This is a genomic window from Streptomyces sp. NPDC056987 (genome assembly GCF_042673865.1).
In the GTDB taxonomy this organism is placed as follows: domain Bacteria; phylum Actinomycetota; class Actinomycetes; order Streptomycetales; family Streptomycetaceae; genus Streptomyces.
The window spans coordinates 162,139-179,460 of record NZ_JBHURV010000003.1 but is presented as its reverse complement, the minus strand read 5'-3'; the positions used below and the strand labels follow the sequence as shown (position 1 = coordinate 179,460).

Annotated in this window: 12 protein-coding genes; 6 read left to right on the top strand and 6 right to left on the bottom strand. The window is 71.0% G+C overall.

What is annotated here, in order from left to right; all coding sequences use genetic code 11:
* Nucleotides 1–101: 101 nt before the first annotated feature.
* Nucleotides 102–1,217: a PAC2 family protein gene (locus tag ACFTZC_RS05260; protein ID WP_382886999.1), complete on the bottom strand. Its 1,116-nt coding sequence runs from the start codon at nucleotides 1,215–1,217 to the stop codon at nucleotides 102–104.
* 295 nt (nucleotides 1,218–1,512) lie between these two features.
* Here ACFTZC_RS05260 and ACFTZC_RS05255 point away from each other — a divergent pair, with 295 nt between their 5' ends.
* From ACFTZC_RS05255 to ACFTZC_RS05235, 5 genes are all read left to right on the top strand, one after another.
* On the top strand, nucleotides 1,513–2,832 hold the full coding sequence (locus ACFTZC_RS05255; protein ID WP_382886997.1) for an enolase C-terminal domain-like protein: 1,320 nt from the start codon (nucleotides 1,513–1,515) through the stop codon (nucleotides 2,830–2,832).
* A complete protein-coding gene (locus ACFTZC_RS05250; RefSeq protein WP_382886996.1) occupies nucleotides 2,829–3,605 on the top strand; it encodes an SDR family NAD(P)-dependent oxidoreductase in 777 nt (258 codons plus the stop codon). Before ACFTZC_RS05255 ends, ACFTZC_RS05250 begins: the two co-directional genes overlap by 4 nt.
* Before the next feature lie 75 nt (nucleotides 3,606–3,680).
* Nucleotides 3,681–4,760: a sugar ABC transporter substrate-binding protein gene (locus ACFTZC_RS05245; RefSeq protein ID WP_382886994.1), complete on the top strand. Its 1,080-nt coding sequence runs from the start codon at nucleotides 3,681–3,683 to the stop codon at nucleotides 4,758–4,760.
* 2 nt (nucleotides 4,761–4,762) lie between these two features.
* Nucleotides 4,763–6,475 (top strand): sugar ABC transporter ATP-binding protein, encoded by a 1,713-nt coding sequence (locus ACFTZC_RS05240; protein ID WP_382886992.1) that lies wholly within the window; start codon nucleotides 4,763–4,765, stop codon nucleotides 6,473–6,475.
* Nucleotides 6,472–7,500 (top strand): ABC transporter permease, encoded by a 1,029-nt coding sequence (locus ACFTZC_RS05235; RefSeq protein WP_382886990.1) that lies wholly within the window; start codon nucleotides 6,472–6,474, stop codon nucleotides 7,498–7,500. Before ACFTZC_RS05240 ends, ACFTZC_RS05235 begins: the two co-directional genes overlap by 4 nt.
* Before the next feature lie 45 nt (nucleotides 7,501–7,545).
* Here ACFTZC_RS05235 and ACFTZC_RS05230 read toward each other — a convergent pair whose 3' ends face one another.
* From ACFTZC_RS05230 to ACFTZC_RS05210, 5 genes are all read right to left on the bottom strand, one after another.
* Nucleotides 7,546–8,217 (bottom strand): FadR/GntR family transcriptional regulator, encoded by a 672-nt coding sequence (locus tag ACFTZC_RS05230; protein ID WP_382886989.1) that lies wholly within the window; start codon nucleotides 8,215–8,217, stop codon nucleotides 7,546–7,548.
* Nucleotides 8,218–8,379: 162 nt separating this feature from the next.
* Nucleotides 8,380–9,990 (bottom strand): FAD-dependent oxidoreductase, encoded by a 1,611-nt coding sequence (locus ACFTZC_RS05225; RefSeq protein WP_382886987.1) that lies wholly within the window; start codon nucleotides 9,988–9,990, stop codon nucleotides 8,380–8,382.
* A 52-nt stretch (nucleotides 9,991–10,042) separates the two neighbouring features.
* The gene (glpK, locus tag ACFTZC_RS05220; RefSeq protein WP_382886985.1) at nucleotides 10,043–11,587 is read right to left on the bottom strand and encodes a glycerol kinase GlpK; all 1,545 of its coding nucleotides are present in this window, start codon (nucleotides 11,585–11,587) and stop codon (nucleotides 10,043–10,045) included.
* A gap of 33 nt (nucleotides 11,588–11,620) precedes the next feature.
* On the bottom strand, nucleotides 11,621–12,412 hold the full coding sequence (locus tag ACFTZC_RS05215; protein WP_382886983.1) for an MIP/aquaporin family protein: 792 nt from the start codon (nucleotides 12,410–12,412) through the stop codon (nucleotides 11,621–11,623).
* 238 nt (nucleotides 12,413–12,650) lie between these two features.
* Entirely contained in the window at nucleotides 12,651–13,415 is a 765-nt protein-coding gene (locus ACFTZC_RS05210; RefSeq protein ID WP_382886981.1) for an IclR family transcriptional regulator, read from the bottom strand.
* Between the two features lie 245 nt (nucleotides 13,416–13,660).
* Between ACFTZC_RS05210 and metH the strand changes: the two genes are divergently transcribed.
* Complete coding sequence (metH, locus tag ACFTZC_RS05205; RefSeq protein WP_382886979.1) at nucleotides 13,661–17,170, top strand: methionine synthase; 3,510 nt, start codon at nucleotides 13,661–13,663, stop codon at nucleotides 17,168–17,170.
* Nucleotides 17,171–17,322: the final 152 nt, after the last annotated feature.

Sequence of the window (17,322 nt, the reverse complement as noted above, 5' to 3'; positions counted from 1 at the left end):
AGCCGTACGGCAGTCGTGAGGGACAGAGGGAGGGGCGGCGCCGGCCGGCGCCGCCCCTCCGTGTCCTCCACCGCTCCGCCGCTGGTGCACAGCGGCCGCGATCAGTCCTCGGACGGATCTCCGTCGTCGCCCTGCTCGCGCTCCCGGTCCTGCTCGCGGTCCTGACCCGGGCCCTGGTCCTTCTCCTGCGCGGAGGACCCCGGGGGACCCGAAGGCCCGGACGGGCCGGGGCCCTTGTCCGTACCGGCGCCGCCGCGCGGCGCTCGCGGCGGACGGGCGCGGCCACCGGGGGTGTCCCGGCCGCCCGGCGTGTCGCGCAGGAACGACGGCCCGTCACCGCCCTCCGTGGCGTGGCTGCCCGGCGCCTGGCCTGGGCCGCCGTCCCGGCGCCGCAGATACCGCTCGAACTCCCGGGCGATGGCCTCGCCGGACGCCTCGGGAAGCTCCGCGGTGTCCCGCGCCTCCTCCAGCGACTGGACGTACTCCGCCACCTCGCTGTCCTCGGCGGCCAGTTGGTCCACCCCGAGCTGCCAGGCCCGGGCGTCCTCGGCCAGTTCGCCCAGCGGGATCCGCAGACCGATCAGGTCCTCCAGGCGGTTGAGCAGCGCCAGCGTCGCCTTCGGGTTGGGCGGCTGCGACACGTAGTGCGGTACGGCGGCCCACAGGCTCACCGCGGGCACGCCCGCGTGCGTACACGCCTCCTGGAGGATGCCGACGATGCCGGTCGGCCCCTCGTACCGCGTCTCCTCCAGATCCATCGTCCTGGCCAGGTCCGTGTCCGAGGTGACCCCGCTGACCGGCACCGGCCGGGTGTGCGGGGTGTCGCCGAGCAGCGCGCCCAGGATGACCACCATCTCCACGCCCAGCTCATGGGCGAAGCCCAGCAGCTCGTTGCAGAACGAGCGCCAGCGCATGGACGGCTCGATGCCGCGGACCAGTACCAGGTCACGGGGCTTCTCGCCGCCGACCCGCACCACGGAGAGCCGGGTGGTCGGCCAGGTGATCTTGCGCAGGCCGCCCTCCATGAAGACCGTCGGCCGGTTGACCTGGAAGTCGTAGTAGTCCTCGGCGTCGAGCGCCGCGAACACCTCGCCCTTCCACTCCCGGTCCAGATGACCCACCGCTGTGGAGGCGGCGTCGCCCGCGTCGTTCCAGCCCTCGAACGCGGCCACCATGACCGGGTCGATCAGCTCGGGAACCCCCTCGAGCTCGATCACCCAGTGCCTCCTTCCGAAGTTCTCTCTTGTACGCACCAACCTTACGGCTTCACCGCTGCCCGCCCGCAGCCCCGTGCACGCTCCGCACACGCTCCGTGCACTTTTCCGCACCGGGTCATGGGCCAGGGAGCGTAGCCATTTCTCGCCGACCCTCCCATCGATTCATCCGAGCTGTGGCCGTGAATTGACGTCGGGCTCTGGACGTCCGCACGTCAATGGCGCTATACATCGGATGACTGAAGAGATCCGATGTTCTTCTCCGTTCTTGAAGAAGTTCTTCTCACAAGGGGCGTGCATGAGCCAGACCGTGACGGGGTTCGAGGTACACGACATCCGGTTCCCCACCTCGGAACAGCTCGACGGCTCCGACGCCATGAACCCCGACCCCGACTACTCGGCCGCCTACGTGGTGCTGCGTACCCAGGACGGCACCGAGGGACACGGCTTCTGCTTCACCATCGGGCGCGGCAACGACATCACCGCCGCCGCCATCGAGGCGCTGCGCCCCTACGTCGTCGGAAGACCGGCACCGCTCACCGCGGCCGATCTCGGCGCGCTCTACTTCGAGCTGACCCACGACTCCCAACTGCGCTGGCTCGGCCCCGAGAAGGGCGTCATGCACATGGCCGCGGGCGCCGTCGTCAACGCCGCCTGGGACCTGGCCGCCAGGAGCGCGGGACTGCCCGTCTGGGAGTACCTCGCCACCATGACGCCCGAGGAACTGGTCTCGCTCGTCGACTTCCGCTACCTCACCGACGTCCTCACCCCGGACGACGCGCTGGCCATCCTGCGCGCCGCCGAACCCGGCCGCGCCGAGCGGTCCGCCCTGCTGCGCGCCGAGGGCTACCCCGCGTACACCACCTCGCCCGGCTGGCTCGGCTACTCCGACAGCAAGCTGGTCGCCCTCGCGGAACAGGCCGTCGCCGACGGGTTCGAGCAGATCAAGCTCAAGGTCGGCGGCGATCTCGACGACGACATCCGGCGGATGAAACTGGCCCGCGCCGCCGTCGGCCCCGCCGTGCGGATCGCCGTCGACGCCAACCAGCGCTGGGACGTGCCCGAGGCGCTGCACCGGCTGGCCGCCCTCGCCCCGTACGACCCGCACTGGATCGAGGAGCCCACCAGCCCCGACGACATCCTCGGCCACGCCGCCGTACGGGCCGGCCAGCCGGTCAAGGTGGCCACCGGCGAGCACGTCGCCAACCGGGTCGTCTTCAAGCAGCTCCTCCAGGCCGGCGCCGTCGACTACGTCCAGATCGACGCGGCCCGTGTCGCCGGCGTCAACGAGAACCTGGCGATCCTGCTGCTCGCCGCCAAGTACGGCGTGCCCGTCTGCCCGCACGCCGGCGGCGTCGGCCTCTGCGAACTCGTCCAGCACCTCGCGATGTTCGACTACGTCGCCGTCTCCGGCACCCGGGAGGGCCGGGTCATCGAGTACGTCGACCACCTCCACGAACACTTCGCCGACCCCGTGGTGATCGTCTCGGGACGGTACGCCGCCCCCGGCGCGCCGGGCTTCTCCGCCCGGATGCTCCCCGAGTCGATCGCCGCGCACCGCTACCCGGAAGGGCCCGTCTGGCAGGCCCGCCGCACCACCGAGGAGATCACTTCATGACCGCCGCACGCGACTTCGACGGGCTCTGCGCCCTGGTGACCGGCGGCGCTTCGGGCATCGGCGCGGCCATCGCGACCCTGCTCCTGGAGCGCGGCGCCTGGGTCGCCGTACTGGACCGGGACACCACGGGGGCGCCCGCCGGGACCCTGCCCCTGGCGGCAGACGTCACCGACGACGCCGCCGTGAAGGCCGCGGTCGACGCGGCGGCGGCGGAGTTCGGCGCCCTGCACACCCTCGTCTCCAACGCGGGGATCGGCGCCATCGGCACCGTCGAGGACAACCCGGACGACGAGTGGAGCCGCGTCCTCGACATCAACGTCCTCGGCATGGTCCGTACGGCCCGGCACGCCCTGCCCCATCTGCGCCACGCGGCCCTCGCCCGACCGGGCGCCGTCTCCATCACCCACACCTGCTCCATCGCCGCCACCGCCGGGCTGCCGCAGCGCGCCCTGTACTCGGCGAGCAAGGGCGCGGTCCTCTCGCTGACCATGGCGATGGCCGCCGACCACGTACGGGAGGGCATCCGCGTCAACTGCGTCAACCCGGGCACCGCCGACACGCCGTGGGTCGGCCGGCTGCTCGACCAGGCCCAGGACCCCGCGGCCGAGCGCGCCGCCCTGGAGGCGCGCCAGCCCACGGGACGGCTGGTCACCGCGGCCGAGGTCGCCGCGGCGGTCGCCTACCTCGCCGGGCCGGCCGCCGCGGCCGTCACCGGAACGGCGCTCGCCGTCGACGGCGGAATGCAGGGACTCCGCCTGCGCCCCGCCCCCTGAAACCCCCTTGAAACCCTGCCCCCTGAGAACAGCGCACCCCGCACTCACACCGAAGTGACAAGGAACGTGACTTCCATGCCGGGACACACCGTGGGGCGCTCCCCACTCCGCAGACCTCGTACGACCGCCACCTCGGCCTGCGCCCTCTTACTTGTCGCGGTGGCGGCCCTGACGGGCTGCAATCGTGATCAGGAAGGCGGAAAGGGGAGCGACGGCGGCGCGGTCGGCATCGATCTGCCGCGCAGCGACAGCGACTTCTGGAACTCCTACCAGCAGTACATCGAGAAGGGCGTGAAGGCCGGCGAGGTCCGCGCGCTTCCGCTGACCAACTCGCAGAACGACATCGGAAAGCTCGTCTCGAACGTCCAGGTCTTCACCGACCAGGGCGCCAAGGCCGTCGTCATGGCCCCGCAGGACACCGGGGCGATCGCCGAGACGCTGAGCACGCTCGCCGAGAAGAAGATCCCCGTCATCAGCGTGGACACCCGCCCCGACCAGGGCGACGTGTACATGGTCGTACGGGCCGACAACCGCGCGTACGGCGAGAAGGCCTGCCAGTTCCTGGGCGAGCGGCTGAAGGGCAAGGGCAAGGTCGCCGAGTTCCAGGGCGACCTCGCCTCGATCAACGGCCGGGACCGCTCCGAGGCGTTCAAGAGCTGTATGACCGAGAAGTTCCCCGGCATCAAGGTCTTCGAGCTGGCCACCGAATGGAAGGGCGACGTCGCCTCCGCCAAGCTCCAGTCCACCCTCGCCGCCCACCCCGACCTGGGCGGCATCTACATGCAGGCGGGCGGTGTCTTCCTCCAGCCCACCCTGGCGCTGCTGGAGCAGAAGAAGCTGCTCAAGGCGCCGGACGAGCCCGGGCACATCGCGATCGTCTCCAACGACGGCATCCCCGAGGAACTCGACGCCATCCGGGCCGGGAAGATCGACGCCACCGTCTCGCAGCCGGCCGACCTGTACGCGACGTACGCGCTGTACTGGGCGAAGCAGGCGCTGGAGGGCAAGAAGCCCGCGGCCGGGCCGACCGACCACGGCTCCACGGTCATCAAGATCCCGGGCGGTTTCGAGGACCAGCTCCCCGCGCCGCTGGTGACCAAGGAGAACGTGGACGACCCGAAGCTGTGGGCCAACCAGCTCGACGCGGGGGAGTAGCCGTGGCACCGCCCAGCACCTCCCCCGAGGCCACGGCGGCGGGCGGTGGGTCCGTCCCGCCGCCCGCCGTACGGGCCGAGGGCATCGTCAAACGCTTCGGGCCCACCGTCGCGCTCTCCGGGGTCGGCATCACCGTCGGCCCCGGCGAGTCGCACGCCCTCGTCGGCCGCAACGGCGCGGGCAAGTCCACCCTGGTCGGCGTCCTGACCGGGCTGCACCGGCCCGACGCGGGAGAGGTGCGCTTCGGCGGCGCGCCCGCGCCCGCCGCCGGGGACACCGCGGCCTGGCGGACCAAGGTCGCCTGCGTCTACCAGAAGCCGATGATCGTGCCCGATCTGACCGTCGCCGAGAACCTGTTCCTCAACCACTACGGCCTGACGGGCCCCGGCTCCCGCTCCGGCGGGGGCCGTCTCATCGACTGGCGCGGACTGCGCCGCCGCGCCCGTGACCTGCTCGCGGAGTACGGCGTCGAGGCCGACCCGGACGCCCGCGCCAAGGATCTCCCGGTCGAGCAGCGGCAGTTCGTCGAGATCGCGCGGGCCCTCTCCTTCGGCGCCCGGCTGATCATCCTCGACGAGCCCACCGCGCAGCTCGACGCCCGCGGCATCCAGCGGCTCTTCGTCAAACTCCAGGAACTGCGCGGCCAGGGTGTGGCGTTCCTCTTCATCTCCCACCATCTCCAGGAGGTGTACGACCTGTGCACCACCGTCACCGTCTACCGTGACGCGCGCCATGTCCTGACCGCCCCGGTCGACTCGCTCCCCCGTACGGAACTGGTAGCAGCGATGACCGGGGACGCCGCGCGGACGGCCGCCACCCGGGGCACCCGCCGCGCGGACCTGCCGGACCCGGCGGGTGAGCCGCCCGTACTGGAGGTCGAAGGACTCGCCCTCGCCGGGGAGTTCGGGCCGCTGGACCTCGCCGTGCACCCCGGCGAGGTGCTCGGCCTGGCCGGCGCCACGGCCGCCGGCACCACCGCGTTCGGCGAGACCCTGGCGGGGATGCGGGCGGCGACCGCGGGCCGGATCGCGGTGCACGGCCGTACGGTACGGCCGGGCAGCGTCCCGGACGCGCTGGACGCGGGCATCGGCTACATCCCCGAGGACCGGCACCGCCAGGGCCTGATCCCCGACCGCAGCGTCGCGGAGAACGCCACGCTCACGGTCACCGGCCAGCTCGGCCCGTGGGGGACCGTACTGCCCGGGAGGACCAGGGAGTTCGCCCAGTCCATGATCGACTCACTGGACATCAGGACGCGCGGCCCCGGGCAGCCGGTCTCCGGCCTGTCGGGCGGCAATCAGCAGAAGGTCGTGGTCGCCCGCGCCCTGGCGCGCGAACCCGGCGCGCTCATCGCCGTACGGCCCACGGCGGGGGTCGACATCAAGTCCAAGGACGCGCTCCTCGGTGTGGTGCGCAGGGTGGCCGACGAGGGCCGCGCGGCCATGATCATCTCCGATGAGCTGGACGATCTGAGGGTGTGCGACCGGGTGCTCGCCCTCTTCCACGGGCGGGTGGTGGCCTCGTTCGGGAGCGACTGGACCGACCGGGAACTGGTGGCGGCCATGGAAGGCGTGGGCGGCACGGAACGTACGGACGGCACGGAACGTACGGACGGCGCGCGGGGTTACGACGGCGCCGACGGTACGGACGGCACACGGGTCACGGAGGGCACGGACGGCATGGCGGGCACGGACGACGCGGGAGAGCGGCGATGACGGAGACTTTGCGGCCGCGGGTGGCGGCCGGCCCCGAGGAGACGAGCCCGCTGCACCGGCTCCGGCTGATCCGGTGGAGCGACTTCTCGCTCGTGCCGGTGATCCTGGTGCTGATGGTGATCGGCTTCATCGTCTCGCCGGTCTTCCTCACCTCCGGCAATCTGATCAGCGTCGTCCAGCAGTCCTCGGAGCTGAGCCTGCTCGTCCTCGGCCAGGCGCTGATCCTGATCTGCGGCCGGATGGACCTGTCGCTGGAGTCGACGATCGGGATCGCGCCCGTCATCGCCATGTGGCTGGTGCTCCCCTCGGAGGGCGGCCGGTTCCTCGGGCTCGGGCTGCTGCCCGTCTGGGCGGCCATCCCGGTCTGCCTGCTCGTCGGGATGGCCATCGGCGGGATCAACGGCTTCCTCATGCTGAAGCTGCGCGTCAACGGCTTCATCGCCACGCTCGGCATGCTCACCATGCTGCGCGGCCTCCACATCGGCATCACCGAGGGCAAGTCGATCACCGATGTGCCGGAGTCCTTCCGCTACCTCGGCAAGACCGACTGGCTGGGCGCCCCGGCCGCCGTCTGGATCTGCCTGGTGCTCTTCGCGCTGGGCGGCGCCGCGCTGGCCTGGCTGCGCCACGGACGGGCGCTGTACGCCATCGGCGGCAACCCGGAGGCGGCCCGCGCCGCCGGGATCCGGGTGGACCGCGTCACCTGGATCGTGCTGGCGATCGGCGGACTGCTGGCGGCGTTCGCCGGCATCCTCTACACCGGTCACTACGGTTCGGTCGCGGCCACCCAGGGCAACGGCTGGATCTTCCAGGTCTTCGCGGCCGCGGTCATCGGAGGCATCAGCCTGAAGGGCGGGCGCGGCACGCTCTTCGGCGCGCTGACCGGGGTGCTCACCCTTCAGCTGGTGGTCAACGTGATGACGCTGGGCGGGGTGCCCGCGCTCTGGAACCAGTTCCTGAACGGCGCCATCATCATCGTCGCCCTGGTCATCTCCCGCTTCGCGAGCGGCGAGAAGCAGGACTGACCACCGCGCGCGTGTGCTGCCCCTCCACGGACACCGGGGACGGCCTCAGAGCGTGGACCTGAGCCACATCTCCACGCTCGCGATGTGGACCGTGGCCCAGGACCTGGCCGCCTCGGCGTCCCGGGCGCGCAGCGCCGCGAGGATCGCCCGGTGTTCGTGGAGCGTACGGCTGACGGCGTCCTCCTGGGTCAGCCCGCGCCAGATCCTGGCCCGGGTGGTGGGCCCGGAGAGCCCGTCCAGCAGGGAGCAGAGCACCGCGTTGCCGGACTGCCGCACGATCCCGTGGTGGAATTCCAGGTCGGCGGCGACCAGTTCCTCCACCGAGGGCTCCGGGCCGAGCGCGTCGAGCTGGGCGTCGAGCGCGTCCAGCTCCTCCTCGGTGATCCGGGAGCTCGCCAGCGCCGTGGCGGCCGGTTCGAGTATCCGGCGTACGGCGAGGAACTCCAGCACGGTGTCGTCCCGGTGGAAGTCCACCACGAAGCTGAGCGCCTCCAGCAGGAGCTGGGGGGCCAGGCTGGTCACGTACGTGCCGTCGCCCTGCCGCACGTCGAGGATGCGGATGAGCGACAGGGCGCGCACCGCCTCGCGCAGCGAGTTGCGGGAGAGCCCCAGCTCGGCGGCGAGCTCGCTCTCCTTGGGCAGCCGGTCGCCCGGGCGCAGCGCGCCCGAGACGATCATCCCCTTGATCCGCTCGATGGCCTCGTCGGTGACAGCCATGGGTACCCCTCCAGACATCCGATGTATCGGCCCCCATTATGCGTCCCGAACCGCCCGAACGGCGCACGAAGAGGGACGCATCCGGAAGGATGCGCCCCTCTCCCCGCTCACGCGCCGCACACGGTGGGCGTCAGGCGCCGCACAGATGTGCTGATGTACGGCTCAGTCGCGCTTGCCCAGCAGGTCCTCCACCCGGGCCCGGACCTCGTCCGTGTCCAGGCCGCGGATCGTCAGCGTCGTACGCCGCCGCAGCACGTCGTCGACCGTCTCGGCCCACTCGTGGTCGCGCGCGTAGACGACCTGGGCCCAGATCTCCGGCGCGTCCGGGTGGATCCGCTCGGCCAGCTCCGGGTACTCGTTCGCGAGGCGCACGATGTCGAAGGCGAGCGAGCCGTAGTGGGTGGCGAGATGGCGCGCGGTGTCCACGGCCATGGACGGGCCCGTACCGCCGCCGTCGATCAGCAGCCGGTGCGCGACCGCGTTCGGGCTGGCGATTCCGGGCAGCGGGAGCTTCTTCGGCAGGTGCGAGACCGGCTCCATGCCCTCGCCGAGCGGATGGCCCGGCAGGGTCGCCAGCTTGTGCATGACCGTACGGCCGATGTGGCGGAAGGTCGTCCACTTGCCGCCCGCGACCGAGAGCATGCCGCCGCGGCCCTCGGTCACGACCGTCTCGCGCTTGGCCTTGGAGGTGTCGCCGGGGCCGCCGGGCAGTACCCGCAGCCCGGCGAAGGAGTACGTGATCAGATCGCGCGAGAGCTGCTGGTCACGGACGGAGAACGCCGCCTCGTCGAGGATCTGGTGGATGTCCTTCTCATTGACCGAGACATCCGCCGGCTCGCCCTCGTACTCCTCGTCCGTGGTGCCGAGCAGCAGCATGTCCTCCCAGGGGAGGGCGAAGGTGATGCGGTACTTGTCGATCGGGGTCGCCAGCGCGGCCTTCCAGGGGGAGGTGCGCTTGAGGACCAGGTGCGCGCCCTTGGAGAGCCGGATGGAGGGCGCCGCGTCCGGGTTCTCCATCCGCCGCAGGTGGTCGACCCAGGGGCCGGTCGCGTTGAGGACCAGCCGGGCGTCGACACCGAACTCCGTACCGTCGATCCGGTCGCGCAGCTCGGCGCCGGTGACCCGGCCCTGGGTGAAGCGCAGCCCGGTGACCGTGGCGTGGTTGAGGACGGTGGCGCCGGAGTCGACCGCGGCGCGGACGGTCATCAGCGCCATCCGCGCGTCGTTCATCTGGTCGTCGCCGTAGACGGCCACGGCCTTGAGGTTGTCCGTACGCAGCTCGGGCACGGCCTGGCGGGCCCTGGCCGGGCTGATCACATGGCCGATGCCGTCGCCGAACGCGGAGAGCGCGGAGTAGGCGAAGACGCCCGCGCCGAGCTTGGCCGCGCCGTGCGGGCCGCCCTTGTAGACGGGCAGATAGAAGGTGAGCGGGTTGGCCAGGTGCGGTGCCACCTGCCGGGACACCGCCCGCCGCTCGAAGTGGTTCTCCGCGACCAGCTTCACCGCGCCGGTCTGGAGGTAGCGCAGACCGCCGTGGAGGAGCTTGGAGGAGGCGGAGGAGGTGGCGCCGGCGAAGTCGCCGCCGTCCACCAGGGCCACCCGCAGTCCCGACTGGGAGGCATGCCAGGCGGTGGAGATGCCCAGAATGCCGCCGCCTATCACCAGGAGGTCGTACGTCGCGTTGGACAGTTGTTCCCGGGTTTCGGCACGGCTCGGCAGGGAACCGCCGGCCGGGTGCGTCCCCAGGGCGGGGACGCTGTGCGGGGTGCTCATGCGTAACTCCTCTTCAGCTCATCCCGGCTCGCCCGCCGGTGGCTGTGTTCGGTCAGCTTGCGTCGACGTCGAGCCAGCCCTTGGTCCGCTCGACGGCCTTGAGCCAGCTCTTGTACTCGCGGTCACGGGTGGCCGCGTCCATCCGGGGGGTCCACTCGGCGGCCCGCCGCCAGTTGGCGCGCAGCGCGTCGGTGTCCGGCCAGAAGCCCACGGCCAGACCGGCGGCGTAGGCGGCGCCGAGGCAGGTGGTCTCGGCGACCATCGGGCGGACCACGGGCGCGTCCAGGACGTCGGAGAGCGTCTGCATCAGCAGGTTGTTGGAGGTCATGCCGCCGTCGACCTTGAGCGAGGTCAGCTCGACACCGGAGTCCTTGGTCATGGCGTCGCTGATCTCCCGCGTCTGCCACGCCGTGGCCTCCAGCACCGCGCGGGCGATGTGCGCCTTGGTGACGTAACCGGTCAGACCGGCGATGACCCCGCGGGCGTCGGGGCGCCAGTGCGGCGCGAAGAGGCCGGAGAAGGCGGGCACGAAGTACGCGCCGCCGTTGTCCTCGACCGAGGAGGCCAGGGTCTCGATCTCGGCCGCGGAGTTGATCAGGCCCATCTGGTCGCGCATCCACTGCACCAGCGAGCCGGTGACCGCGATGGAGCCCTCCAGGGCGTACACCGCGGGCTCGTCCCCGATGCGGTAGCCGACCGTGGTCAGCAGGCCGTTGTACGAGTTGACGGGCTTGCCGGCGGTGTTCATCAGCATGAAGGTGCCGGTGCCGTACGTGGACTTGGCCTCGCCCTCGGCGAAACAGGTCTGGCCGAAGAGGGCCGCCTGCTGGTCCCCGAGCGCGGAGGCGACCGGGATGCCGTCCAGGACGCCGCCCTTGGCGGTGCCGTACACCTCGGCGGAGGAGCGGATCTCCGGCAGGATCTCGGCCGGGACCTGCATCGAGTCCAGGATCTTGGTGTCCCACTGGAGGGTGTGCAGGTTCATCAGCATCGTGCGGGAGGCGTTGGTGACGTCGGTGACGTGCACACCGCCGTCGGTGCCGCCGGTCAGGTTCCAGATGACCCAGGAGTCCATGGTGCCGAAGAGGATGTCGCCCCGCTCGGCGCGCTCGCGCAGCCCCTCCACGTTGTCCAGCAGCCAGCGCGCCTTCGGCCCGGCGAAGTAGCTGGCCAGCGGCAGCCCGGTCTCGCGGCGGAAGCGGTCCTGGCCGACGTTGCGGCCCAGCTCACGGCAGAGCGCGTCGGTGCGGGTGTCCTGCCACACGATGGCGTTGTGGACGGGCTCGCCGGTGTTCTTGTCCCACAGCAGCGTCGTCTCGCGCTGGTTGGTGATGCCGATGGCCTTGACGTCGGCCGAGGTGATCCCGGCCTTCTCGACGGCGCGGGCCACGACCTCCTGGACGTTGGTCCAGATCTCGGTGGCGTTGTGCTCCACCCAGCCCGGCTTCGGGAAGATCTGCTCGTGTTCCTTCTGGTCGACGGCGACGATCCGGCCGTCCCGGTCGAAGACGATGCACCGGCTCGACGTGGTGCCCTGGTCGATGGCCGCGATGAACGGTCCTGTGCCGTGGGAGGAGGTGGTGTTCGTGTCGCTCACGGGGTGCTCCTGCTCGGATCGAAGAAGGGTGGCTTACGCGAGGGCCAAGTTGTAGTACCCGCCGGCCAGCGCGGCGCCGATCAGCGGGGCGACGACCGGTATCCAGGCGTAGCTCCAGTCCGAGCCGCCCTTGTTGGGCAGGGGCAGGAGCGCGTGCACGATACGGGGACCGAGGTCACGGGCCGGGTTGATGGCGTACCCCGTCGGGCCGCCGAGCGAGAGACCGATGGCGACCACGACGAACGAGGTGATCAGCACGCCGAGCGTGCCGAGCCCGTTGCCCGAGTCGTTGAGGCCCTGGGTGAGCACCGCGATGACCAGCACGAAGGTGGCGATGATCTCCGTCAGCATGTTCTGCGCGACGTTGCGGACCTCGGGACCGGTGGAGAAGACGCCGAGCACGGGCCCGGCCTGGGGGGCCGTCTTCTGGTCGACGAGCCCTTCGGTCGAGGGCTGTGCCGCGAGGATCTCCGGGTCGGTGAGGTGGGCCTTGAACTGGCCCAGGTACGCCACCCAGACGAGGAAGGCGCCGATCATGGCGCCCAGCATCTGGGAGCCGATGTAGAGCGGCACGTCGCCCCACTTGACGCCGCCCTCGACCGCGAGGCCGATGGTGAGCGCCGGGTTGAGCACGGCCCCGGAGATCGGTGCGGAGAGATACGCGCCGACCATGACGGCGAAGCCCCAGCCGAAGCTGATGGCGACCCATCCCGCGTTCCGCGCCTTGGAGCGCTTGAGAGTGACGGCGGCGACCACGCCGCCACCGAGCAGGATCAACAGGGCGGTACCTGTGACCTCGCCTATGAAGATGTCGAAGTTGGACACCCGAGACTCCTTCGTCCAGGGGGAGGCAAACCTCCGGCTCACACCAGTGGTCCGCGCCTTCAGATGAGGGCGTTACCCGCCGGTCGCGTTGTCACACACTAACTCGTATTACCGGTACGTGTTCGACAATGCCGACCGTTGAACGGCAGTTTTGTCCGTGGGGTGTCGCGCCGTCAAGGGTGCTGTGGTCGAAACCTCGCTCTTCGTCCCGCTCACTGCCGATGATCGGGCATTCCGCTCAGAACCGCCCGGCGCCGATGTCCCGGGACACCGCGCGGGCGCATTCCCGTACGGCCGCCACCAGCTCGGACCGCACCTCTCCCGAGGGGCAGATCCGTTCCACCGCGCCGGTGATCGCGATCGCCCCGACCGGCATCTTCCGCCGGTCGTGGATGGGCGCCGCCACCGCGGCCACGCCCTCCCAGGTCTCCTCGACGTCGGCGGCCCAGCCGCGCGCCCTGGTCAGATCGAGCACCGCCTCGAACTCCGCCAAACCGGTGATCGTCCTGGGCGTGAAAGCCGTCCGCTCGCTCTCGACGGCCTCGCTGTGGGCCACCGGGTCGTACGCCGAGAGCACCTTGCCCAGCGCCGTGGAGTGCATCGGCTGCATGGCCCCCACCTCCAGGACCTGCCGGCTGTCGTCCGGGCGGAAGACATGGTGGACGATGAGCACGCCCTGCTGGTGCACCACCCCGAGATGGACGCTCTCGCCGCTGGAGCGGGCCAGGTCGTCCGTCCAGACCAGGGCGCGGGAGCGCAGCTCGTGCACGTCCAGATAGCTGTTCCCGAGCCGCAGCAGCTCGGCGCCGAGCTGGTAGCGGCCCGACGCGGCGTCCTGCTCGACGAACCCTTCCGCCTGCAGCGTGCGCAGAATCCCGTGCGCCGTCCCCTTGGCCAGACCCACCGAGGCGGCGATGTCGGAAAGGCCGAGCCGCCGCTCGCCGCCCGCGAGCAGCCTGAGCATCGCCGCCGCCCGTTCCAGCGACTGGATGTTCTTCGCCATGGGCCCCCAGACCTCCCCTTCCTCCACGTTCGACAATGCTGAACACTATCGGTCGATGCCGACCTTCTCTCTCTGTCGAGAGGATCTGTCAAGTCCCGGCGCACCGAATGTCGCAAAGGAACAGGATGCCGTCCGCCCGCTGGGACGACGCACCGTGACGGCGCCCGCCCGGCTACGCTGGCCCCGTGTGCCTGCCATCAGGACACGCAGAAGCCGACAGCCGTCGCAGCCCCGGGAGTACTTACATGGCCTCGTCGCCGACCCCCATCACCGACAGCCGGACCCGTATCGCAGCCCTGAGAGAGGCGCTCGCCACCCGTGTGGTGGTGGCCGACGGCGCGATGGGCACGATGCTCCAGGCGCAGGATCCGACGATGGAGGACTTCCAGGATCTGGAAGGCTGCAACGAGATCCTCAACGTGACACGCCCGGACATCGTCCGCTCCGTCCACGAGGAGTACTTCGCGGTCGGCGTCGACTGCGTCGAGACGAACACCTTCGGTACGAACTTCGCCGCGCTGGCGGAGTACGACATCCCCGAGCGGGTCCACGAGCTGGCCGAGGCGGGTGCGCGGATCGCCCGCGAGGTGGCCGACGAGTTCACCGCCTCCACCGGACAGCAGCGCTGGGTCCTCGGCTCCATGGGCCCCGGCACCAAGCTCCCCACGCTCGGCCACGCCCCGTACCTCACGCTCCGCGACGCCTACCAGCAGAACGCCGAGGGGCTGATCGCCGGCGGCGCCGACGCCCTGCTCGTGGAGACCACGCAGGACCTGCTGCAGACCAAGGCCGCCGTCCTCGGCGCCCGCCGCGCCCTGAAGGCCACCGGCGCCGACCTGCCGGTCATCTGCTCCGTGACGGTGGAGACGACCGGCACGATGCTGCTCGGCTCCGAGATCGGCGCGGCCCTGACCGCGCTGGAACCGCTCGGTATCGACATGATCGGCCTGAACTGCGCCACCGGCCCCGCCGAGATGAGCGAGCACCTGCGCTACCTCGCCCGGCACTCCCGGATCCCGCTCTCCTGCATGCCCAACGCGGGCCTCCCGGTCCTCGGCAAGGACGGCGCGCACTACCCGCTGTCCCCGTCGGAGCTGGCCGACGCGCAGGAGACCTTCGTCCGCGAGTACGGGATGTCCCTGGTCGGCGGCTGCTGCGGTACGACACCGGAGCACCTGCGCCAGGTCGTCGAGCGGGTACGGGGCGCCGCCCTCACCGAGCGCACCCCGCACCCCGAGCCGGGCGCCGCCTCGCTCTACCAGAGCGTCCCGTTCCGCCAGGACACCTCGTACCTCGCCATCGGCGAGCGGACCAACGCCAACGGGTCGAAGAAGTTCCGCGAGGCCATGCTGGAGGGCCGCTGGGACGACTGCGTGGAGATGGCCCGCGACCAGATCCGCGAGGGCGCCCACCTGCTGGACCTCTGCGTCGACTACGTCGGCCGGGACGGCGTCGCCGACATGGCCGAGCTGGCCGGCCGGTTCGCCACCGCCTCCACCCTGCCGATCGTGCTGGACTCCACCGAGCTGCCCGTGCTCCGGGCCGGCCTGGAGAAGCTCGGCGGGCGCGCCGTCATCAACTCGGTCAACTACGAGGACGGCGACGGCCCCGAGTCGCGCTTCACCCAGGTCACCGAGCTGGCGGTCGAGCACGGCGCCGCGCTGATCGCGCTCACCATCGACGAGGAGGGCCAGGCCCGTACCGTCGAGCACAAGGTCGCCGTCGCCGAGCGCCTGATCACCGACCTCACCACCAACTGGGGCGTGCACGAGTCGGACATCCTCATCGACTGCCTCACCTTCACCATCTGCACCGGGCAGGAGGAGTCGCGGCGCGACGGCATCGCCACCATCGAGGCCATCCGCGAACTGAAGAGCCGTCACCCCGACGTCCAGACCACCCTGGGCCTGTCCAACATCTCCTTCGGCCTCAACCCGGCCGCCCGTATCGTGCTCAACTCCGTCTTCCTGGACGAGTGCGTCAAGGCGGGACTGGACTCCGCGATCGTCCACGCCTCGAAGATCCTGCCCATCGCCCGGCTGGACGAGGAGCAGGTCAAGGTCGCCCACGACCTGATCCACGACCGGCGCTCCGAGGGGTACGACCCGCTCCAGCGGCTCATGGAGCTGTTCGAGGGCGTCAACACCAAGTCCATGAAGGACGGCCGCGCCGAGGAACTCCTCGCGCTGCCGCTGGAGGAGCGCCTCCAGCGCCGCATCATCGACGGCGAGAAGAACGGCCTGGAGGCGGACCTCGACGCGGCGCTGGAGACGCGGCCCGCGCTCGACATCGTCAACGACACGCTGCTGGAAGGCATGAAGGTCGTCGGTGAGCTGTTCGGCTCCGGCCAGATGCAGCTGCCGTTCGTCCTCCAGTCCGCCGAGGTCATGAAGACCGCGGTGGCCTATCTGGAGCCGCACATGGAGAAGTCCGACGCCGAGGGCAAGGGCACCATCGTGCTCGCCACCGTCCGCGGCGACGTCCACGACATCGGCAAGAACCTCGTCGACATCATCCTCTCCAACAACGGCTACAACGTGGTCAACCTGGGCATCAAGCAGCCCGTCGCCGCGATCCTGGACGCCGCCGAGGAGCACCGGGCCGACGTCATCGGCATGTCCGGGCTGCTCGTGAAGTCGACCGTGATCATGAAGGAGAACCTGGAGGAGCTGAACCAGCGCAGCATGGCCGCCGACTACCCGGTCATCCTCGGCGGCGCGGCGCTCACCCGGGCCTATGTCGAGCAGGACCTGCACGAGATCTACGAGGGCGAGGTCCGCTACGCCCGCGACGCGTTCGAGGGCCTGCGCCTGATGGACGCGCTGATCGCCGTCAAGCGCGGGGTCCCCGGCGCCACCCTCCCGGAGCTGAAGCAGCGCCGCGTCAAGGCGACCGCGAACGCCGCGGTGGAGGAGCGCCCCGTGGAGGGCGCGGCCCGCTCCGACGTCTCCGTCGACAACCCCGTGCCCACCCCGCCGTTCTGGGGCACCCGCGTCGTCAAGGGCATCCAGCTCAAGGAGTACGCCTCCTGGCTGGACGAGGGCGCGCTCTTCAAGGGCCAGTGGGGGCTGAAGGAGTCCCGCAAGGGCGGCCCCAGCTACGAGGAACTGGTCGAGAGCGAGGGCCGGCCCCATCTGCGCGGCTGGCTCGACCAGTTGCAGACCAGGAACCTGCTGGAGGCGGCCGTCGTCTACGGCTACTTCCCCTGCGTCTCCAAGGGCGACGACCTCATCCTGCTCGGTGAGGACGGCTCCGAGCGCACCCGCTTCACCTTCCCGCGCCAGCGCCGCGGCCGGCGCCTCTGCCTGGCGGACTTCTTCCGCCCGGAGGAGTCCGGCGAGACGGACGTCGTCGGCCTCCAGGTCGTCACCGTCGGCTCGAAGATCGGCGAGGCGACCGCGGAGCTGTTCGAGGCCAACTCCTACCGCGACTACCTCGAACTGCACGGGCTCTCCGTCCAGCTCGCGGAGGCGCTCGCCGAGTACTGGCACGCCCGGGTCCGCTCCGAGCTGGGCTTCGCCGGTGAGGACCCCTCCGACGTCGAAGACATGTTCGCCCTGAAGTACCGGGGCGCGCGCTTCTCGCTCGGTTACGGCGCCTGCCCCGACCTGGAGGACCGCGCGAAGATCGCGGAGCTGCTGGAGCCCGAGCGGATCGGCGTACAGCTCTCGGAGGAGTTCCAGCTCCACCCCGAGCAGTCCACCGACGCCATCGTCATCCACCACCCCGAGGCGAAGTACTTCAACGCACGCTGAGACCGGGGGCCGGCCCGCGCCCGCACGGGCCGGCCCCCGGTTCGCCGCGCCCCGCCCCACCCGGAGGAAACCGGGCGGCGCGGGGCGCGGTCGGGTCGTACACTTATCGGTCCAGCGCAGGCCGGTCGCCTGTCCCGGCGGGGATCCCCCGT